Origin of the sequence: Streptomyces sp. NPDC057002 (assembly GCF_042673825.1) — a bacterium.
Taxonomy (GTDB): Bacteria; Actinomycetota; Actinomycetes; order Streptomycetales; family Streptomycetaceae; genus Streptomyces.
The window spans coordinates 298,629-317,163 of the sequence record NZ_JBHURZ010000003.1; the positions used below are offsets into that span (position 1 = coordinate 298,629).

Annotated in this window: 20 protein-coding genes; 9 read left to right on the top strand and 11 right to left on the bottom strand. The window is 69.5% G+C overall.

Going from position 1 to position 18,535, the window contains the following annotated elements:
- Nucleotides 1–13: 13 nt before the first annotated feature.
- The 6 genes from ACFT32_RS15775 to ACFT32_RS15800 form a co-directional block, all read right to left on the bottom strand.
- Nucleotides 14–1,003, bottom strand: a complete 990-nt coding sequence (locus tag ACFT32_RS15775) for a M48 family metalloprotease (protein ID WP_382489328.1) — start codon at nt 1,001–1,003, stop codon at nt 14–16.
- A gap of 38 nt (nt 1,004–1,041) precedes the next feature.
- A complete protein-coding gene (locus tag ACFT32_RS15780) occupies nt 1,042–1,548 on the bottom strand; it encodes a Pycsar system effector family protein (protein WP_382489330.1) in 507 nt (168 codons plus the stop codon).
- Nucleotides 1,545–2,453, bottom strand: coding sequence for a hypothetical protein (locus ACFT32_RS15785; RefSeq protein WP_382489332.1), 909 nt, complete (start codon nt 2,451–2,453; stop codon nt 1,545–1,547). The genes ACFT32_RS15780 and ACFT32_RS15785 overlap by 4 nt, the downstream gene beginning before the upstream one ends.
- Nucleotides 2,454–2,473: 20 nt before the next feature.
- On the bottom strand, nt 2,474–4,579 hold the full coding sequence (locus ACFT32_RS15790) for a hypothetical protein (protein ID WP_382489333.1): 2,106 nt from the start codon (nt 4,577–4,579) through the stop codon (nt 2,474–2,476).
- Complete coding sequence (locus ACFT32_RS15795) at nt 4,576–5,319, bottom strand: hypothetical protein (protein ID WP_382489335.1); 744 nt, start codon at nt 5,317–5,319, stop codon at nt 4,576–4,578. The genes ACFT32_RS15790 and ACFT32_RS15795 overlap by 4 nt, the downstream gene beginning before the upstream one ends.
- Nucleotides 5,320–5,442: 123 nt before the next feature.
- Entirely contained in the window at nt 5,443–6,147 is a 705-nt protein-coding gene (locus tag ACFT32_RS15800; protein ID WP_382489337.1) for a Crp/Fnr family transcriptional regulator, read from the bottom strand.
- 204 nt (nt 6,148–6,351) lie between these two features.
- On the opposite strand from ACFT32_RS15800, the gene ACFT32_RS15805 reads away from it, so the two are divergent.
- The 5 genes from ACFT32_RS15805 (at nt 6,352) to tuf (ending at nt 11,529) form a co-directional block, all read left to right on the top strand.
- Complete coding sequence (locus ACFT32_RS15805; RefSeq protein WP_382489339.1) at nt 6,352–6,879, top strand: DUF1707 and DUF4190 domain-containing protein; 528 nt, start codon at nt 6,352–6,354, stop codon at nt 6,877–6,879.
- Between the two features lie 290 nt (nt 6,880–7,169).
- The gene (gene rpsL, locus ACFT32_RS15810; RefSeq protein ID WP_003948652.1) at nt 7,170–7,541 is read left to right on the top strand and encodes a 30S ribosomal protein S12; all 372 of its coding nucleotides are present in this window, start codon (nt 7,170–7,172) and stop codon (nt 7,539–7,541) included.
- Between the two features lie 2 nt (nt 7,542–7,543).
- Nucleotides 7,544–8,014 carry a 30S ribosomal protein S7 gene (rpsG, locus tag ACFT32_RS15815; protein WP_003992340.1) on the top strand — a complete coding sequence of 157 codons (471 nt, stop codon included), beginning with the start codon at nt 7,544–7,546 and terminating at the stop codon, nt 8,012–8,014.
- 39 nt (nt 8,015–8,053) lie between these two features.
- The gene (fusA, locus tag ACFT32_RS15820; protein ID WP_184591469.1) at nt 8,054–10,180 is read left to right on the top strand and encodes an elongation factor G; all 2,127 of its coding nucleotides are present in this window, start codon (nt 8,054–8,056) and stop codon (nt 10,178–10,180) included.
- 155 nt (nt 10,181–10,335) lie between these two features.
- Nucleotides 10,336–11,529 (top strand): elongation factor Tu, encoded by a 1,194-nt coding sequence (gene tuf, locus ACFT32_RS15825; protein ID WP_184591468.1) that lies wholly within the window; start codon nt 10,336–10,338, stop codon nt 11,527–11,529.
- A 100-nt stretch (nt 11,530–11,629) separates the two neighbouring features.
- Here tuf and ACFT32_RS15830 read toward each other — a convergent pair whose 3' ends face one another.
- From ACFT32_RS15830 to ACFT32_RS15840, 3 genes are all read right to left on the bottom strand, one after another.
- Nucleotides 11,630–12,241, bottom strand: coding sequence for a Uma2 family endonuclease (locus tag ACFT32_RS15830; RefSeq protein WP_382489341.1), 612 nt, complete (start codon nt 12,239–12,241; stop codon nt 11,630–11,632).
- Nucleotides 12,242–12,288: 47 nt separating this feature from the next.
- Nucleotides 12,289–13,149, bottom strand: coding sequence for a helix-turn-helix domain-containing protein (locus ACFT32_RS15835; RefSeq protein ID WP_382489343.1), 861 nt, complete (start codon nt 13,147–13,149; stop codon nt 12,289–12,291).
- Nucleotides 13,150–13,350: 201 nt separating this feature from the next.
- Nucleotides 13,351–13,692 (bottom strand): hypothetical protein, encoded by a 342-nt coding sequence (locus ACFT32_RS15840; protein WP_382489344.1) that lies wholly within the window; start codon nt 13,690–13,692, stop codon nt 13,351–13,353.
- 155 nt (nt 13,693–13,847) lie between these two features.
- Between ACFT32_RS15840 and ACFT32_RS15845 the strand changes: the two genes are divergently transcribed.
- Nucleotides 13,848–14,726, top strand: a complete 879-nt coding sequence (locus ACFT32_RS15845; RefSeq protein WP_382489345.1) for a helix-turn-helix domain-containing protein — start codon at nt 13,848–13,850, stop codon at nt 14,724–14,726.
- Nucleotides 14,723–14,920: a DUF397 domain-containing protein gene (locus tag ACFT32_RS15850; RefSeq protein ID WP_382489347.1), complete on the top strand. Its 198-nt coding sequence runs from the start codon at nt 14,723–14,725 to the stop codon at nt 14,918–14,920. Before ACFT32_RS15845 ends, ACFT32_RS15850 begins: the two co-directional genes overlap by 4 nt.
- On the opposite strand, the gene ACFT32_RS15855 is transcribed toward ACFT32_RS15850, so the two are convergent.
- A complete protein-coding gene (locus ACFT32_RS15855) occupies nt 14,917–15,573 on the bottom strand; it encodes a histidine phosphatase family protein (protein ID WP_382489349.1) in 657 nt (218 codons plus the stop codon). The two genes, ACFT32_RS15850 and ACFT32_RS15855, sit on opposite strands and share 4 nt — an antisense overlap.
- A 35-nt stretch (nt 15,574–15,608) precedes the next feature.
- Nucleotides 15,609–17,018 (bottom strand): S41 family peptidase, encoded by a 1,410-nt coding sequence (locus tag ACFT32_RS15860; protein WP_382489351.1) that lies wholly within the window; start codon nt 17,016–17,018, stop codon nt 15,609–15,611.
- 305 nt (nt 17,019–17,323) lie between these two features.
- Between ACFT32_RS15860 and ACFT32_RS15865 the strand changes: the two genes are divergently transcribed.
- Entirely contained in the window at nt 17,324–17,971 is a 648-nt protein-coding gene (locus tag ACFT32_RS15865; protein WP_382489353.1) for a hypothetical protein, read from the top strand.
- Nucleotides 17,971–18,444: a hypothetical protein gene (locus ACFT32_RS15870; RefSeq protein WP_382489355.1), complete on the top strand. Its 474-nt coding sequence runs from the start codon at nt 17,971–17,973 to the stop codon at nt 18,442–18,444. Before ACFT32_RS15865 ends, ACFT32_RS15870 begins: the two co-directional genes overlap by 1 nt.
- Nucleotides 18,445–18,535: the final 91 nt, after the last annotated feature.

Below are 18,535 nucleotides of genomic sequence, written 5' to 3' on the forward strand. Positions count from 1 at the left end.
GCCCTCCGGCGTGTCAGCGCCGGCTGTCCAGATGGGCCTGTAAGCGGTGGAGCCGGGTGTGCACATCGGGGTGCGAGTCGAGCAGCCGGGTGTGCACATCGGGGTGCGAGTCGAGCAGCCGCGTGATCATTCCGCCTTTCGCGAAGGCGAGGCCCGGGGCGGTGGCCGTGACCTCCCGTTCGCGCTCCTGGTGCAGTACGGCCATGAGCTGGGGCGCGAAGCCGAGCCCCGCCGCGTGCTCGTCGGCCCGCAGCTCGGACCGCCGGGCGACCGCGGCCACCAGGTAGGGCGTCGCCAACGGCAGGAAGATCAGCCCGTACGTGGCGGTCGCCAGCGCGATCAGAAGCGCCCCGGCCACGCCGGTCACCACGGCGGCCGTACCCGTCGGGAGCCGGCCCAGCCGGGTGCAGAGCAGGAGCAGCAGCCGCCAGGCGAGCCGGGCCGGCAGCGCGTACCAGAGGGACAGCAGCGAGGCCCACGCGTGTCCCCGCGTGTGGTGCCCGAGTTCGTGGGCGAGGACGCCGGCGAGCTGGGCGGGCGTCAGGCTCCGCAGCGAGTGACTGGTCACGCCGACGATATGACCGGCCGCGGCCAGGGCGTTGATCTCGTCGCTCTCCTCCATCCAGAGCTGATAGGCGCCCGCGTCCACTCCGGCCCGGGCGGTCACCTCGTGCCAGACGGGCCGCAGCCGCCTGTCCTCCTCCGGCGTGGGGTAGCGCAGGCCGAACAGCCATCGGGCCAGGAGCCGTTCGCACGGCCGGTGGAAGACCAGGGCCCCGCTCAGGACCCAGCAGCCGAAGAGAAGCCACCAGGGCAGATCGCTCAGCCGGCCCAGGGCGTAGGACACGACGAAGACGACGGCCAGGCTGGCGGTGACGTGGGGGAGGTGCAGCACCAGCGAGCCGAGGGCGGTGAGATCCGCCCCGCGCCGGCGGGCGGCTATGTGGACCCGGCCGGAGCGGCGGGGGAGGTCGTCGTCGGGGACCGGTGCGGACATGGGCATGGGCCTTCCTTCCCGTGCGGGGGACAGAGCGGCGTGGTTCAGGCGAGGAGCATCGATCCGGGCAGCAGGACCGCCGAGCAGCCGAACGAGAACAGTCCGGTCCGGATCCAGAAGTGCTTGCGGGCGGCGATGCCGCTCGTCTCGGCGAGGGCGAGCAGAAGGCCACGAGCGGGGTCGCGGCCGGTGTCCGCGAGGGCCGTGGTGAGCCGCCCCTCGGCTGCGGCTCGTCGTACGTCGCCGAAGTAGGTGAGCGGGCTGCCGGGCGTCCAGCGGCTGCTCCGGTAGCGGGGCACGACCGCCAGCAGGAGGGCGAACAGCGCGACGACCAGGGACGTCGCCCCGGCCCACCACAGCACGGCGGCGGGTGCAGGAAGCCGGCCGGGAGTCCAGCCGCGGTCGGCCAGGAGCGCGGCGAGCATGCCCCCCGAGATGCCCAGGGCGCCGACGAGCACGGTGGCCTTGGCGTCGGCGCGGGCGATCTCGCCGCGGAGGTCGGCGAGCAGCCGGGTGCCCGCGCGCACGCCGGAATCGTCCGGGGAGGTCATGTGCCGGGCTCCGGATCGTCCTCGGGCGGGGCGGACGGGTCCGTGGTCCGCAGGATGACCTTCATCCGCTCGGCGATGAGCTTGTGGGGCTCGTCGAGCTGGTAGCCCTCCAGCTGCTTGTTGTCCAAGGCCTGGTTGATCAGGTTCACCTGGGTGTCCAGCAGCCTGTTCTGGCCCGACTGGAGGTGTTCCAGGACGAGCCGGGTCTCCTCCGGGTGCGCCGCCAGGTGCAGGGCGAGCGCGGCGGTACCGCCCCTGGCCAGGGTGAGTTCGTAGAACCTGATCTGTTCGGTCCTGCGCTCTGCCTCGTAGGTGTCGCGGAGCCGGGTCGCCTCGTGCTCCGGCCTCGCGGCCTCCACCTCGTGCCGGGCGGTCCGCAGGCGGGCCTGGTGGGATCGTTCGGTGGCGTCGCGGCGCAGGCGTATCGAGCAGGTGACGTGCAGACCTTGGGCGCGGCCGAGCGAGGTCGCCTCCCGCACCGCCCGCTGCACGGCCCGTTCCGCCTCGGCGCTCGCGTCGATGGGGTGACGGCGGCCGGCGTCCCGCATCAGCGGCAGCAGCTCCCGGGTGAGCAGGCCGGGTACGTCCCGCTCCTGGCTGCGGACGAAGAGCGCCGGGTGGGTGACGCGCCAGCCGACGTCGGCCGTGACCTCGAACTCGAAGCTGTCGACCAGGCTGGGCAGGAGCATGTCCAGCTGGAAGGCGTGCGGGTCGGTGTCCACCTCGTACACGGCGACGTACCGCCGCATGGAGGCGGGACGGTCGGGTGGCGGGAAGGTCTCGTACGCGCCCTTTCTGGTCACACACACCAGGGCGTGGTCGATGCGGCCCGTGAAGCGCCGGCCGCCGAGGTGGAAGCGCGGCAGCTGCCAGACGGTGCGGACGGGGTCGGTGTCGTGGTCCATGGTCGGCCTCCGTAGGCGGGTCAGTCGAGGGCGAGGCGCTTGCGCAGCCGGTCCGCGGCCGGTGTGACGGCTCCCCTGGAGTCGCGGACCGTGCCCAGCAGATGGCTGACGCGCCGCCGGTTGGTGGGTGTGGTTCCGAGGGCGCCGAGCAGGGAGGCGAGGGCCGACTCGGTCTCCGGGCCGTCGTCGGCCAGGCGCACCCAGCCGCGCAGGATGCCGAGGGCCTTCGGGTTGTGTGTCCGGTCGGTGAGCAGCGCGTCCCAGAACGCGGCCAGCTGCCGGGCGGCCGTCGGGTCGTCGGCCGCCGCGGCCCGCGCGCACCAGGCGAGGACGGGCGGGCGGTCGCTGTCGTCGTCCTTCGTCTGCTTGCAGGCCTGGAAGAAGGCGAGCAGGGCGTGCGGGCGGACCACGCGGTCGGTGCGGCGGAGTTCGGTCAGGGCGGCCAGTACGGGGTCCCGTACGGCGAGGAGGAGGAGTTCGAGGGCGTCGGCGAGCTGCCGGGCCTCCTCCGGTGGCTCCCCGTCCTCCTGGACGCTCCCGGCCTCGTCGGGCGGCGGCCGGTGCATGGCGTCCACGAGTGCCGCCAGGGTCTCCTCATGGTGCACCGGCCCCAGGAGGCCGTAGGCACGGATGGCGGTCCAGCGACGGCTCTCGACCTCCCCGACGCACCAGTCGTGCAGGATCCGGGAGACGGCCGGCACCTTCAGCAGCTGGGTCATGGTGAGGGCGTTGGCCGCGGTCAGCCAGGCATGCGGCTTACGGCCGTCCGCCCACGGCTCGATGAGGTGGGCCATGGCGGACGACAGATCGGCCTTGGCCAGCAGCGCGGCGGCCGACGCCGCCCGGGTCCGCACGAGAGGGCGGCGGTCGTCGGCCAGCTTGCGGATCCACTCCGCGAAGGCCGGGCGCGCCGACGGGTGGAGGTTCCACACCTCCTCCAGCAGCATCGGAGCCGTCCGCTCGTCCTGGAAGGCGGCGCAGAAGCTGCCCTTCAGAGGACCCCACTCGGTGACCTCCGCGGTCACATAGCCGTCGGCGTGCGCGAGCCGGAGCCGCTCCTCGCGGGAGCTGCCGAAGACGGGGATGGTCGGTCGGATGTTCGGATTCTGGATGTCGTGCAAGCGTACGAAGAGGCCGTCGGCGAGCTCGGCCGTCACCGCGTACGGCGCCTTGTCGAAGACGGCGAGGGAGACGAGGAACGCCTTGTCACGCAGCTCGGGCTTCTCCTCGGTGAGCCAGCGGTTCACCTGGGTCGCCACGGCCGTCTCGCCGAAGGCGGCGAGCCGCGCCTCGTCGATCTCGCCGCGCTGGTGTGCGACGAGCCGCAGCGCGAACTGCCTGATCTCCTCGGGCCGGTGGTGCCGGGTGAGGAAGTCCCGCACCGCTGTCAGTCCCCACAGTTCCGGCCAGGCGGACTCACCGGTCGCCGGGGTGACATGGGCGTGCAGCAGATCCTCGGCCGACGGCGGCTCCCACCGTACGGAGGGCAGGTCGCCCAGCGCCGCCGAGGGCTCAACGGTGATCACCAGACGGGCCCGGGCGCGCTCCAGCCGCTCCCGAAGCGAGTGCAGTTGGGCCTCGCGCAGGGGACGGTTCCGGCCGACGGGCAGATCGCACAGGACGTATCCGGCCGAGGAGTCGACCTGGCCGGCAAGCTCCGGGAACGACGCCGGGGGATCGAGGGAGCGCAACCGCTCGGCGCCCGACCGGTGCAGCAGCATCAGCGCGGCGGTACGGCGGCCTGTCTCGCGTCCGCCGGACAGGATGACGAGCCTGTCGTCCCGCAGGCGCCTCAGGGCCTCGTCGAAGCTCTGGCAGCCCCGGAAGACGACCTTCAGCTCCTCGATCTCCCCGTGCGGGATCGGCCCGGACAGCGGGAGGGGCGCCTCGGCCCGGCCTCCGAAGTGGAAGTGCTGGTCGCCGTAGTGCGTGCCGCCGGCCTGGCCGAACTGGTCGCGGGTGACGAGGGTGGAGACGAAGTCCGGGGCGTGCGCGATCAGGTCCCGGCGCGCGGCCCACGCCTCCTGCCTCGGCTGTTCCTCGGCCGCCTCGTCCCGCTGCTTCTTCTCGCCGTCCTGCGCTTCGGCCGGATGCGCCGCGTCGGCCGCCGACTCCTCCTGGCTCATCGGCGCTCGTCCCGGGTCCGGCCGGTGAAGTCGAAGTGCTGGCCGCCGTGGAGTGTGCCGCCGGCTTGGCCGTACTGATCGCCGTAGATCCGGACGTCGGAGCGCTGGAGGGCCGGCGCGTCCGGGCCCGAGGCACCGGCGACGGCTTCGGGGGAGCCCGGCGTGCTGCTGCCCGGCTCCCCGTGCACCCAGGCCACCGTGGGCCCCTCCTTCGTCCCCACCGTCACCCGGTGGAACTCCTCCGGCCGCACGCCCAGCGGGCCGTGCCGTACAACCCCCTGGTAGATCCCTTCCGACACGCACAGAACGCAGTCGGACTCGCGCTGCGTCAGGGCGTCGCGCAGGGGGTCGGAGTTCAGCAGGCGGACCGCGTGGTTGAGGTCGGAGCCGACCCAGCCGTCGAGTTCGTCTACGGCGACGTAGCCGGAGGACAGGACGATGCGCAGCCGCATACGGGCGCTCGTCGCCAGGAGGCGGTTCTTGTTGTGGAGGAGGGCGGGGGTCTCGGTCAGAAGTGTCTTGATCAGGGCGGGTACGGGGACCGCGGTGTCGATCAGCTCCATGACGGAGTCGCCGCGGTCGGCGCGCAGCCGGGCGGTCTCGTCGACGGCGGCGTCGAGCAGGGTCGTGTCGACGACGTCGTAGAGGACGCGGCGCAGGAACGCCTGTTCCACGTCGTCTCGCGAGCCGTACTGCTCGATGTCGAAGAGGAGGATCGTGCGGTACACGGGGTCGGTCATGGCTGCCTCTCGCACGTCGGTGTCCGTCGTCCAGCACGATGGCGGGTCGCGGGCGAGCGCCGGAGGGCCGATGACACGGACGGAATGTGACCGTGTGCATGGAACGGCGGGCGGGGATGTGCGTCAGGCGGAGGCTTCGCCGGCTATACGGCGCAGTACGTCGGGGCGGAGTACGACGATGCGGCGGCGCCGGGTGGCGACGACCTGCCGGTCCCGCAGCTCCTTGAGGAGCCGGGCCACCGCCTCGCGCGAGGAGCCCACGGAACCGGCGAACTCCTGCTGGCTGAGCCCGATGGTGAGTTCGACGCCCTCGTCCGTCCGGCTGCCGTGTGTGCGCACCAGTTCGAGCAGCAGGACGGCCAGCCGCTCGCGCACGGTCAGCGCGGCCCATTCCAGCCGGCGACGGTCGGTCGACCGCTGCCGGTCCGTGGACAGGCTCAGCAGGTGCAGTGCCACCCGGGGGTGGTCCGAGACGAACACGGTGAAACGGTTCTGGTCGATGACGACCGCCTCGACCGGCTCCAGGGCCGTCACGGTCGCCGAGCGGCCGCGGCCGCTGAGGGCCGCGCCCTCGCCGATGATGTCGCCGGGGCCGCGCAGGGCGAGCAGCGCCTCGTAGCCGTTGGCGGCGATCGCCGTGACCTTCGTCCAGCCGTGCAGGAGGAGCAGGACGTGGGCCGAGGGCTCGTCCTGGTGCAGGATGACGCCGCGGGCCCGGTAGCCGAGGGGGCGGCCGATGGCGAGCAGGGCGGCGCGGTCCTCCCGCTCCAGCCGGGCGAGGAAGGGGACGCCGTCGTCGTCCCACGCGCGTGCCTGCCCCCCGGTCATCCCGCCGACCCCCGCGTTCACCTGTGCCGATGCCTGCCCTGTACAGGCGTCGTACTGGCGTCAACGTACTGGAAACGACCATGGAGGAAACGGGCGTGATTCGGCCGCGTGGCTGACGAACGGCGCCTCGCCCCGGGCGCACCGATGCCGGAAGCGTCCCTTCGGAGCATCATGGAAGGACTCAGGCTCCCGGGGAGGTACTCCGTGTCGCAGCCGCCCTATCCGTCCTGGCAGCCCTGGCAGGGCGCCGGCGCACCGTCGATGCTCGCCTCGCACGCCGACCGCGAGCGTGCCGTGGACGTGCTCAGAGCCGGATACGGCGAGGGGCGGATGGAGCAGGACGAGTTCGAGAAGCGGGTGGCGCGGGCGTACGGGGCCCGGACCGTGGGGGAGCTGGCGCTGCTCGTCGCGGACCTGCCGCAGGGGCCGGTGCCGCAGTCGGCCGGTGCCGTGCCCGTGCCCGTGCCTCGGACGTTCCTGCCGGTGCCGCGGCCCGCGACGAACGGGAAGGCGGTCGCGGCGGGCGTATGCGGTCTGCTGTGTGTGCCCACGATGGGGCTGACCGGGATCCCGGCCGTCGTTCTGGGGCACGTGGCGAGGGCCGAGATCCGCAGCCGGGGCGAGCTGGGGGACGGGCTCGCGCTGACCGGGCTGGTGCTCGGATGGTTGTCCACGGCGGGCTGGGCACTCGTCCTGGTGTTGCTCACGGTGGTGTCCATCGCGGCGGGCTGAACGGCGGGCTGAACGGCCTGGGGTCTTGACATGCTCCGCATAACCATGCGGGCGATGCCCATTTGTTTTGACCGCAGCGAATGCGATAGGTACGCTCAGACCTTGTGCCTGGGGTGTGCCCTGGCTCTCGTGCGTGCCATCAACCGCATCGCGAGCTGTTACCGGCCACCGCAATCTGCGCTTCTTTCTGCCTCGCGGCGGGAGTCCGCGGGATTCGACACACCCGACCGCGTGGGTCGGCGACGTTCCAGGTTAGCTTCACCATTCGGCACACAGAAACCGGAGAAGTAGTGCCTACGATCCAGCAGCTGGTCCGGAAGGGCCGGCAGGACAAGGTCGAGAAGAACAAGACGCCCGCACTCGAGGGTTCCCCTCAGCGTCGTGGCGTCTGCACGCGTGTGTTCACGACCACCCCGAAGAAGCCGAACTCGGCCCTGCGTAAGGTCGCGCGTGTGCGTCTGACCAGCGGGATCGAGGTCACCGCTTACATTCCGGGTGAGGGACACAACCTGCAGGAGCACTCCATCGTGCTCGTGCGCGGCGGCCGTGTGAAGGACCTGCCGGGTGTTCGCTACAAGATCATCCGTGGCTCGCTCGACACCCAGGGTGTCAAGAACCGCAAGCAGGCCCGCAGCCGCTACGGCGCCAAGAAGGAGAAGTAAGAATGCCTCGTAAGGGCCCCGCCCCGAAGCGCCCGGTCATCATCGACCCGGTCTACGGTTCTCCTCTGGTGACCTCCCTCATCAACAAGGTGCTGCTGAACGGCAAGCGCTCCACCGCCGAGCGCATCGTCTACGGCGCCATGGAGGGTCTGCGTGAGAAGACGGGCAACGACCCGATCATCACGCTGAAGCGCGCGCTGGAAAACATCAAGCCGACCCTCGAGGTCAAGTCCCGCCGTGTCGGTGGTGCGACGTACCAGGTTCCGATCGAGGTCAAGCCCGGTCGTGCCAACACGCTCGCGCTGCGCTGGCTGGTCGGTTACTCCCGCGCCCGTCGCGAGAAGACCATGACCGAGCGTCTGCTCAACGAGCTTCTCGACGCCTCCAACGGCCTTGGTGCCGCTGTGAAGAAGCGCGAGGACACCCACAAGATGGCCGAGTCCAACAAGGCCTTCGCGCACTACCGCTGGTAGTCGCTACCCACATCGAGACCGAGAGAAGACTGAAGCCTTATGGCTACCACTTCACTTGACCTGGCCAAGGTCCGCAACATCGGGATCATGGCCCACATCGACGCGGGCAAGACGACCACCACCGAGCGGATCCTGTTCTACACCGGCGTTTCGTACAAGATCGGTGAGGTCCACGACGGCGCCGCCACCATGGACTGGATGGAGCAGGAGCAGGAGCGTGGCATCACGATCACCTCTGCTGCCACCACCTGTCACTGGCCGCTCGAGGACAACGACTACACCATCAACATCATCGACACCCCGGGGCACGTCGACTTCACCGTCGAGGTGGAGCGCTCCCTGCGTGTGCTCGACGGTGCCGTGACGGTGTTCGACGGTGTCGCCGGTGTCGAGCCGCAGTCCGAGACGGTGTGGCGTCAGGCCGACCGTTACGGCGTTCCGCGTATCTGCTTCGTCAACAAGCTCGACCGTACCGGTGCCGAGTTCCACCGCTGCGTGGACATGATCTCGGACCGCCTGGGCGCGCAGCCGCTGGTCATGCAGCTGCCGATCGGTGCCGAGGCGGACTTCAAGGGCGTCATCGACCTCGTGACGATGAAGGCCCTGGTCTGGTCGGCCGAGGCGACCAAGGGCGAGATGTACGACACCGTCGACATCCCGGACACCCACGCCGAGGCTGCCGAGGAGTACCGCGGCAAGCTGCTCGAGGCCGTCGCCGAGAACGACGAAGAGCTGATGGAGCTGTACCTGGAGGGCACCGAGCCCACCGTGGAGCAGCTCTACGCCGCGATCCGTCGTATCACCATCGCGTCCGGCAAGAGCGACGGCACCACCGTCACTCCTGTCTTCTGCGGCACCGCGTTCAAGAACAAGGGCGTTCAGCCCCTGCTCGACGCGGTCGTGCGCTACCTGCCCACCCCGCTCGACGTCGAGGCCATCGAGGGCCACGACGTCAAGGACCCGGAGCAGGTCATCGCGCGCAAGCCGTCGGAGGACGAGCCCCTCGCCGCGCTGGCGTTCAAGATCATGAGCGACCCGCACCTCGGCAAGCTCACCTTCGTCCGCGTGTACTCCGGCCGTCTGGTGTCCGGCACCGCCGTGCTGAACTCCGTGAAGGGCAAGAAGGAGCGCATCGGCAAGATCTACCGCATGCACGCGAACAAGCGTGAGGAGATCGAGTCGGTGGGCGCCGGCGACATCGTCGCCGTGATGGGCCTCAAGCAGACCACCACCGGTGAGACGCTGAGCGACGACAAGAACCCGGTCATCCTGGAGTCCATGGACTTCCCGGCGCCGGTCATCCAGGTCGCCATCGAGCCCAAGTCGAAGGGTGACCAGGAGAAGCTGGGCGTCGCGATCCAGCGCCTGGCCGAGGAGGACCCGTCCTTCCAGGTCCACACCAACGAGGAGACCGGCCAGACCATCATCGGTGGTATGGGCGAGCTTCACCTCGAGGTGCTGGTCGACCGCATGAAGCGCGAGTTCAAGGTCGAGGCCAACGTCGGCAAGCCGCAGGTCGCCTACCGTGAGACGATCCGCAAGGCCGTCGAGCGCGTCGACTACACGCACAAGAAGCAGACTGGTGGTACCGGCCAGTTCGCCAAGGTGCAGATCGCGATCGAGCCGATCGAGGGCGGCGACGCCGCGTACGAGTTCGTGAACAAGGTCACCGGTGGCCGCATCCCGAAGGAGTACATCCCTTCGGTGGACGCCGGTGCACAGGAGGCCATGCAGTTCGGCATCCTCGCCGGCTACGAGATGACGGGCGTCCGCGTCACGCTCATCGACGGTGGCTACCACGAGGTCGACTCCTCCGAGCTCGCGTTCAAGATCGCCGGCTCGCAGGCCTTCAAGGAGGCCGCCCGCAAGGCCAGCCCCGTGCTGCTCGAGCCGATGATGGCCGTCGAGGTCACCACGCCCGAGGACTACATGGGTGAGGTCATCGGCGACATCAACTCCCGCCGTGGCCAGATCCAGGCCATGGAGGAGCGGGCCGGTGCCCGCCTCGTGAAGGGCCTGGTGCCCCTCTCGGAGATGTTCGGCTACGTCGGAGACCTCCGCAGCAAGACGTCGGGTCGCGCAAGCTACTCGATGCAGTTCGACTCCTACGCCGAGGTTCCCCGGAACGTCGCCGAGGAGATCATCGCGAAGGCCAAGGGCGAGTAACGCACCGCGTCTACACGCCGTAGGCTTGACTCCGGAGCCTTGAGGGGCATTCCGTCACAAACGTGGTGAGAATGCCCCGGGCCCGGGCTTTCCAGCAAAGATCACCTGGCGCCGATGAGTAAGGCGTACCAGAACCACTCCACAGGAGGACCCCAGTGGCGAAGGCGAAGTTCGAGCGGACTAAGCCGCACGTCAACATCGGCACCATCGGTCACATCGACCACGGTAAGACGACCCTCACGGCCGCCATTACCAAGGTGCTGCACGACGCGTACCCCGAGCTGAACGAGGCCTCGGCCTTCGACCAGATCGACAAGGCTCCCGAGGAGCGCCAGCGCGGTATCACGATCTCGATCGCGCACGTCGAGTACCAGACCGAGACGCGTCACTACGCCCACGTCGACTGCCCCGGTCACGCGGACTACATCAAGAACATGATCACGGGTGCGGCGCAGATGGACGGCGCCATCCTCGTGGTCGCCGCCACCGACGGCCCGATGCCGCAGACCAAGGAGCACGTGCTCCTGGCCCGCCAGGTCGGCGTTCCGTACATCGTCGTCGCCCTGAACAAGGCCGACATGGTGGACGACGAGGAGATCCTGGAGCTCGTCGAGCTCGAGGTCCGTGAGCTGCTCTCCGAGTACGAGTTCCCGGGCGACGACCTGCCGGTCGTCAAGGTCTCGGCGCTCAAGGCCCTCGAGGGCGACAAGGAGTGGGGCAACTCCGTCCTCGAGCTCATGAAGGCCGTGGACGAGAACATCCCGCAGCCCGAGCGTGACGTCGACAAGCCGTTCCTCATGCCGATCGAGGACGTCTTCACGATCACCGGTCGCGGTACGGTCGTCACCGGCCGTATCGAGCGTGGTGTCCTCAAGGTCAACGAGACCGTTGACATCGTGGGCATCAAGCAGGAGAAGACCACCACCACGGTCACCGGCATCGAGATGTTCCGCAAGCTGCTCGACGAGGGCCAGGCCGGTGAGAACGTCGGTCTGCTGCTCCGCGGCATCAAGCGCGAGGACGTCGAGCGCGGCCAGGTCATCATCAAGCCGGGCTCGGTCACCCCGCACACCGAGTTCGAGGCGCAGGCCTACATCCTGTCCAAGGACGAGGGTGGCCGCCACACGCCGTTCTTCAACAACTACCGCCCGCAGTTCTACTTCCGTACGACGGACGTGACCGGCGTCGTGACCCTCCCCGAGGGCACCGAGATGGTCATGCCGGGTGACAACACCGAGATGAAGGTGGAGCTCATCCAGCCCGTCGCCATGGAGGAGGGCCTGAAGTTCGCCATCCGCGAGGGTGGCCGGACCGTGGGCGCCGGCCAGGTCACCAAGATCAACAAGTAAGTCTTCGGACTGGCTTGATGGTCAACTGACCTGAGTGGCTCGAAGGGGCCCGTACGACTTCGGTCGTGCGGGTCCCTTTGTCGTATCTGGCTGTGTGAGCTCACCCGTGCCGGGCGGCGTCGTCCCGGTACAGGGGCAGGCCGTCCGTCGCGATGGTCCAGTCGGCGATGGTCACGTCCTCGCCGTAGACGAAGTCCTTGCGGGTGGCGTAGCGGGGGCCGTCCGGTGTGCCGTGGATGTCGGTGAGGACGGTGCCGGTGCCGGTGCGGGGGTCGAAGACGGCGTAGACGGGGATGCCGATGAGGGGGTAGTCGCGCATCTTGGTGACCCAGTCGTTGTCCGGGTTGGAGCGGGAGACGACTTCTACGGCGGCAACGAGCGACCGGGGGTCGAACGAGCCCTCTCCTTCCATCTCCGACTCGGCGATCACCATCACATCGGGCCGGCGCATGATGCCCTCGGGTTCGTCCTCCACGTCGGGTTCACCCGTGTGCGCCACGATCTCGTCCGGCATCACCTTTTCCAGGCGCTTGCGGACGCGCAGCACGGTGAGCTCGTGCGGCTTCATGGGCGACATCATGTCGAGGACGATCCCTTCCTTGGTGATCTCGAACTTGCCGGGGAGGTCGTCGTCCGCCGACTGAACGAAGTCGCGCATGGCCCGGTACAGGTGGGAGGCGCCCTGCCGCGCGTCGTCCGGGGCGATGGTCATGGCGCTCGCTCCTCGTCGTCTGTGCCCAGGGGCAAGGATCGTCACGTTCATGCTAGGCGGCCTCCGGGGGAATCGGATCGGCAATCGCTGCAGCGGCCGCCGGCGGGGCCGCGGAAGGCACGGTCGCAGCCGTCGCAGTTCATGAGGGGGCGAGGGACGGCCTGTGGAGGTTCGGGGGCGCGGTACGGCGGGAGGGGCGGGAGCTTGGCCGTCAGGCGATGGGCCAGGAAGGCGACCGGACGGACCAGGGGCTCCAGGGGCAGGTCGTCGGCCAGGGCCCGGCGTACGGCGGCCGGGGTGACGTCGCGTTCGAGCCAGGCGGCGACGCCTGGGGCGAGGTGGGCGGTGTCGCACGCGGAGAGCAGGAGGCGGGGGTCCTCGCGGCGGAGGCCGGTGAGCAGGTCCGTGGCCTGCTGGTGGAGGGCCGGGGCGGTGCAGGCCGGTTGCGGTACTGCGGGGAGGGGCTTGCTGCCGGGCGGCCTCGTCCGCTTCCTCGGGGCCGGGCGGGGGGCCTCCGTACCGCTGTGACCTGGCTGGTTGCAGGAGGTCGTGCGGGTGATGATCCGGCCGTCGGGGACGCGTACGCGCTCGCGGCGCAGGTAGCCGTGGGTCTCCAGTTCGCGCAGGGCTGCCGAGATACGGGTCGTGCCCTCGGGGAAGCGGGCCGCGAGGGACTTGATGTCGATGCGGGCGCCGACGGGGAGCGACTGGATGTGCGTGCCGAGCCCGATCGCGAGCAGCGACAGTTCCGGGTGCTGGGCGAGGTGGTTGCCGATCACCGTGAAGCGGGTGGTGTGGCGGATGTTGTCGTGCACCAGGCCGGTGTGGGGGTGCCGCCGGTTCGGGTGCTTGTTTGCGGCAACCCGGGTGTGGGCGTGCGCGGGCACGTTAGGGTTCTGCGTATCCATCAGGAAGTTGAGCCTTCCTCGGTGGTCAGGCCCTCGCACTGGGATTGCCGTCCCGGCGGGGGCCGTCGCATGTCTGCGGTTGTGTTGCGCTGAGCGTAGGGCAGGCAATGGCTCCCGAATCCAGCTGAGTTGGGGATGTTCACTCGCGCGAGTGAGGCGGCCCCGCAGGCGGGAGGAGGGGTGGGGCTTGGTGGGGTTCTTTCACCTCTGTGGTCCTTCTGGGAGGCAGCCTGCGCCACCGGAGTGCAGGTTCTTGGGTTCCGGTGCGAGGCCGATTTCGGCCCAGACGGTCTTGCGGGGTGGCAGTCCTGGGGTGACGCCCCAGTGGTCGGTGGGGAAGTCGTGGCCGGGGACGCGGCCGTGCGTCACCGCGTTGGCCGACAGTTCCGCGACGACCTGCCTTGCCGGGTCCAACGGCGACTCCCAGGAGCGCAGTTGCTCGGCGGCCAGGAGGCGGGCCAGGCGGGCGCCGCGTGGGGTCGGCGACAGCTGGAGGCTGAAGTTGCGGATGGGGGCGGTGAGTTCGGGGGATCGCTGCTTCACGTCACTCAGAGTGGCGGGGCACGTCTATCGTGAACAGTGACTCAGCGGGTGCGTACGGTGACTGTCCGGAGCTTGTCCGGTGGTGTCCGGGCTGTCGGAGCCGGGCGTACGGGTAGGGCGCTGGGCACGGTCGTACGACGGCGGAGGGGTGTGGGGTGACGGCGGTCGAGGCGGACTCGGGGCGGCTCAAGGGCGAGGCGGACGAGCCGGGTTGGGAGGTGGATCCCGACGATGAGTGGGGTGTCGCCGTCATCGCGACCGTCGGACGGCAGCTGAAGCTGCGGCGGGAGGCGGTGGGGATGCGGGCCGGCGAGTTCGGGACGGCCGTGGGGTACGGCGAGGACATGGTCTACAAGATCGAGGGCGGGAAGCGGATCCCTCGGCAGGACTATCTGGTCAGGGCGGATGAGGTGTTGGGGGCGGGTGGGCTCGTCGCGGCGGCTTGGGAGGATGTGAAGAGGGTTCGGTATCCGAAGAAGGTGCGGGAGCTTGCCAAGTTGGAGGGGCAGGCGGTTGAGATCGGGGTGTACGAGAGCATCAGCATCAACGGCCTGTTGCAGACCCCGGCTCATGCGCGAGCCCTGTTCGAGTCCTGGCAGCCCGCGTACTCGCCTGAAGAGGTGGAGCATCTGGTGGTCGCCCGTATGGCCCGGCAATCCGTGTTCGAGCGGTCGCCGGCGCCCTCGCTCAGCTTCGTCCAGGAGGAGGCGACGCTGCGACGCCCGGTCGGAGGCACAATGGTCTGGCGTCAGCAGCTTGAGCGTCTGCTGGAGGTGGGGCGGTTGCGTAACGTCAGGCTTCAGGTGATGCCGACGAGTAGCGAGGCCCATCCCGGTCTGAACGGGAGGATCGAGGTGCTGAAATTCGGGGACGGCGCTGCGGTGGGCAGGTCCGACGGCGCTTTCACCGGTCGGCCGACCACTGATCCGAAGCACATCCGGGTTCTCGAACTGCGCTATGGCACCATCCGAGCTCAGGCCCTTCCCCCACGGGAGTCTCTGGCCTTCATCGAGCAACTGCTGGGAGAGACATGATCAGCAACGCTGAACTGGCGTGGTTCAAGAGCAGCTACAGCAGTGGCCCTGATGGCGACTCCTGCATCGAGGTCGCGATAGCCCCCCACACCATCCACGTCCGCGACTCGAAGCAGGAGCAGGGCCCCCGACTGGCACTCTCCCTCACCGCGTGGACGGGGTTCGTATCCGGCGTCCCGGAACTGGGACGTTAGTCGACTGCTTCGCCCGCGGGCCCGCTCTCTTCCGGGGTGCCGGCCTCGGGGCCGATGGAACGGCCGGCCCACTCCCGCACTCGCCAGCCCTCGGCGGGGGTGCCGGTGAGGATGACGACCCCGGTGTTCTGCAACGCGTGCGCGGACGCGAAGTCGACGTCGATGTTCCCGGCCCGTGCCGCCACCCACATACGGATGACGGCACCATGGCTGACCAGGGCCACCGTCTCGGCACCCGTGCCCGACGCCTCCTCGACCACGGCGTCGAAACGGCGCAGGGCCTCCACTCCGTTCTCCCCGCCCGGCATGCGCAGCTCGGTGTTCCCCGCGGACCAGGCGAAGGCCGTGCTCAGGTACGTCTCGATGGCGAGGTCGTCGCCCCGCATCTCCAGGTCGCCGGCGGACAGCTCCCGGATGCCGTCCCGCACACGGACCTCCAGCCCTGTCCGGGTCGCCAGTGGCGCGGCGGTGAGCTGTGTGCGGAGCAGGGTGGAGGCGTAGAGGGCGCCTATCTCCTCGCCGGCCAGCGCTGCCGGAAGGGCGGCTGCCTGCTGCTGTCCCAGCGGGGTCAGCGCCGGCCCCGGCGCCGCGGTGTCCAGGAGATGCTTGAGGTTGGAAGGGGTCTGGCCATGGCGGATGAGGAGCAGACGCATGGCTCCCACTCTGACACCCCTGGACTTCGTCCGAATCAGTGGGCTGTGGCTGCGGGTGCTGCCGCACCTCGCTTCCGCAGAACATTGACCGCGCGGTCGAACGCCGAGTCCCGCTTCTTGGCGAACTCCTCCTTCGTGAAGACCGGTTCGGTCAGGTGGGGCGGGATGCCCGTGCCGTCGTAGGTCCGGCCGGAGCGGTTCAGGAATTCCTCGTTCGGGAGGACCGCGGTCATGCCGTTGGGCAGGTTGCGTTCCATGACGTCGGAGAAGACGCCCTGAGTGGGCTGGCCGATGCGGATGGTGCCGCCGGGGCGGTCGATGAGGGCCTGGGTGAAGGTCTCGCCCGCGCTGACGGTGGAGCCTGAGGTGAGTACGGCGATGGGGCCGGTGTAGCGGGGCCCGTCGGCCGGGGTGACGCGGATGGGCTCGGGGCGGGTGTGCCGGGTGGGGTCGGTGGGGTGGTTGCGGGCGCGTTTGGCGTAGGCGACGTAGGGCTTGCCGGTGAGGCGCTCGGCGATGCGGATGCCGAGGGCGTCGGAGCCGCCGCCGTTGATGCGCAGGTCGATGATCAGGCCTTTGAGCCGCTGGGTGCGGTCCTTGGTCAGGATGGTGTCCAGGGCCTTGTCGAGTGCGGCGACGTGGGCGGGGTACGGGGCGTCCTCGGAGGTGTAGCCACCGAAGCCGGAGATACGGAGGTAGCCCTGGTCGGCGCGGCCGGGGAGGTCTGCGTAGGTGATGCGGCCGTTCGCGAAGTCCTGGCGGTACGGGGCGCCCTTCAGGTCGCGCTCGACGACGAACTTCTTGACCTTGGTGTCCAGCGCCTCCGTGGGCATCTCGGTGCCAGGGCGGACCTGGGCGAAGACACTGTCCTCGTCCTCGACGGCGACATGGGCGTCGTAGAGAGGCCGCACCATGTCGCTGAAGATCCCGAAGAGCTCCTTGCGGGTGGTGTCCTTGTGCACCTGGGGCCGGTACCGGTCCCGCATCTCCTGCCAGTCGACGTCCTTCGCGGCGAAGAAGGGGTAGTTCTCGGCGAAGGAGTGCCAGAAGACGTCGAAGGAGGTGCGGGGGTCCTTGGGTGCGGGGCGGGTGCAGTCGGCGGGCAGTTCCTTGATCCGCCGGAGTGCGCGGTGGCCGACCGAACTGTCCGCGCCGAAGGTGGCGCGGTCCTGGCCCGGGCCGGGGCGGACGGTCAGCACTGTGCCGTCGTCGGTCGTGTACGCGCCAGGGCCGGTGCGCCGGGCGGTGTCGCCCTCGATGCAGCTGACGGATGTCGTCTGGAACTCCTGGAGGGTGTCGCCGTCGAGGGAGAGGACAGTGCCGTAGCCGTCCATGCGCCAGAGGCCGTCGGTGCTTTGTTCGGCAGGAGCGGTGGCGGCGGTGGCGGGTGCTGCCGCTGCCGCGGCGAGGGCCAGGGTGAGGGCGGTGGCTGTGGCGGTTCGCATGATCGGTTCCCCCGTTGTGTGGTCGTGTGTTTCCACAGTGCCCGGGGGAGCGGGGGTGGGCCATCCGGAGGGCTGGTGGGCGGGGGTGGGGACAGCCCCCTCTTCCGCCGATTGGCTGCTGCCATGCCGTGACACTGGAGCATGACTTCAGAACCGGCGTCTCGCGATGACCACCTCGACCTGGACGCGATCGAGGCACTGTGCGCGGCCGCGACCACGGATCCCGCGTCGCTGGAGGAGTAGTGGCACGATGTGCGCACGGGAACGAATGACCGAGTGATCGTGTGAACGGGGAGGCCGGCGTCATGGCCCGCTACATGGAGACACTGACCGTCGAGCGGGGCGGTTTCCGGATCAAGGTGCCGGAGACGTGGTGGGAGTTCGACGTACGGCCGGAGTCGCGGGACGACTCGATCCGCCGGATGGTGAGCGAACGGGTGCAGCAGCGCCCGGAGTTGGAGCAGTACCGCGGCACCTACGTCGACTTCCTCCAGAAGGCCGCCGCCGATGCCTGGAAGTCGGGCGCGCTGTACTGCGGCTGCATGGCGGAGAACTTCGGCGGCGATACGCCGATAACCGGCTCGGTGACCGTCTCACTGGTCGGCGGCCGCAACGAGCGGGGCGAGCCGCTGTCGAACGACCCGTCTGTCATCGCGAGCCAGCTCGCGGTGAAGGAGGCCAGGCGGGAGGGCGACTCCTGGCGCAAGGTGACGACGGTCGACATCCCAGGAGTCGGTCCCGTTGCTCGCACACACGGCATCGAGGACATCCCCGTACCCGGCGACGCCCTCAACCGCACGATCCGCGCTGTGCTGATGCAGACGTACATCCCCGTGCCGGGCCAGGAGGGCAAGGTGGCCCTGGTCGCGGGCAGTAGCCAGGTCCTCGACCTCGCGGATTCGTTCTTCGACATCTTCGACGCGATCACGTCGACGTTCCGTTTCACGGACTGATGTCCCGTGGATGGGACTGGGGGAGCGGTGAGGGCCTGCTCGGGCTCGACGACCCCGAGGAGTGGGACGCCGCGTTCGAGCGGGGCGAGGAACATCTCGGTACGGCGGTGATCGGGCTGACGTTCCACTGTTCGCTGGCGGAGGTGTCGCCTCGGATCGTCAAGGCGATGCGGTTGCCGGACACCGGTCAGCGGGGCTTCGCCTTTACGGCTGCGGGACACGCGGCCCGTCTCAACGGCGAGTTGACGCCAGAGCTGTACGCCGCGCTGCGGGCGGAACGCCCCGGCCGCAAGAGCATCGCCGTGAACGCCATCGACGACACCTTCGACTACGTGCCGTTCCGGCAGCTGCCGCCGTGGCTCAAGAGGCGCTGGGTGTATGCGACTGTGCGGGACAAGCTGGAGAGCTGGTGGCTGCAGTCCATGGACGCAGTCGGGGATGCCTGGCGGGCGGTGCGCGGACGCCGTCCGTGATGTGGGAGCCCAGCTTTCCGTCGAACGGTTGTGCCTTGTAAGTTCACGTGTGCATACGGTTGTTGACGTTGATGTGCGCGTGACGGGGGTT

Bases quoted from the DNA above. Each gene is read 5' to 3' on its own strand.
- ACFT32_RS15795 (WP_382489335.1), bottom strand. From the start codon at position 5,319: ATGACCGACCCCGTGTACCGCACGATCCTCCTCTTCGACATCGAGCAG.
- fusA (WP_184591469.1), top strand. From the start codon at position 8,054: ATGGCTACCACTTCACTTGACCTGGCCAAGGTCCGCAACATCGGGATC.
- ACFT32_RS15800 (WP_382489337.1), bottom strand. From the start codon at position 6,147: ATGACCGGGGGGCAGGCACGCGCGTGGGACGACGACGGCGTCCCCTTC.
- ACFT32_RS15790 (WP_382489333.1), bottom strand. From the start codon at position 4,579: ATGAGCCAGGAGGAGTCGGCGGCCGACGCGGCGCATCCGGCCGAAGCG.
- ACFT32_RS15775 (WP_382489328.1), bottom strand. From the start codon at position 1,003: ATGCCCATGTCCGCACCGGTCCCCGACGACGACCTCCCCCGCCGCTCC.
- ACFT32_RS15865 (WP_382489353.1), top strand. From the start codon at position 17,324: ATGGCCCGCTACATGGAGACACTGACCGTCGAGCGGGGCGGTTTCCGG.
- ACFT32_RS15835 (WP_382489343.1), bottom strand. From the start codon at position 13,149: ATGGATACGCAGAACCCTAACGTGCCCGCGCACGCCCACACCCGGGTT.
- rpsG (WP_003992340.1), top strand. From the start codon at position 7,544: ATGCCTCGTAAGGGCCCCGCCCCGAAGCGCCCGGTCATCATCGACCCG.
- ACFT32_RS15785 (WP_382489332.1), bottom strand. From the start codon at position 2,453: ATGGACCACGACACCGACCCCGTCCGCACCGTCTGGCAGCTGCCGCGC.
- ACFT32_RS15780 (WP_382489330.1), bottom strand. From the start codon at position 1,548: ATGACCTCCCCGGACGATTCCGGCGTGCGCGCGGGCACCCGGCTGCTC.
- ACFT32_RS15850 (WP_382489347.1), top strand. From the start codon at position 14,723: ATGATCAGCAACGCTGAACTGGCGTGGTTCAAGAGCAGCTACAGCAGT.
- ACFT32_RS15870 (WP_382489355.1), top strand. From the start codon at position 17,971: ATGTCCCGTGGATGGGACTGGGGGAGCGGTGAGGGCCTGCTCGGGCTC.
- ACFT32_RS15855 (WP_382489349.1), bottom strand. From the start codon at position 15,573: ATGCGTCTGCTCCTCATCCGCCATGGCCAGACCCCTTCCAACCTCAAG.
- ACFT32_RS15830 (WP_382489341.1), bottom strand. From the start codon at position 12,241: ATGACCATCGCCCCGGACGACGCGCGGCAGGGCGCCTCCCACCTGTAC.
- ACFT32_RS15860 (WP_382489351.1), bottom strand. From the start codon at position 17,018: ATGCGAACCGCCACAGCCACCGCCCTCACCCTGGCCCTCGCCGCGGCA.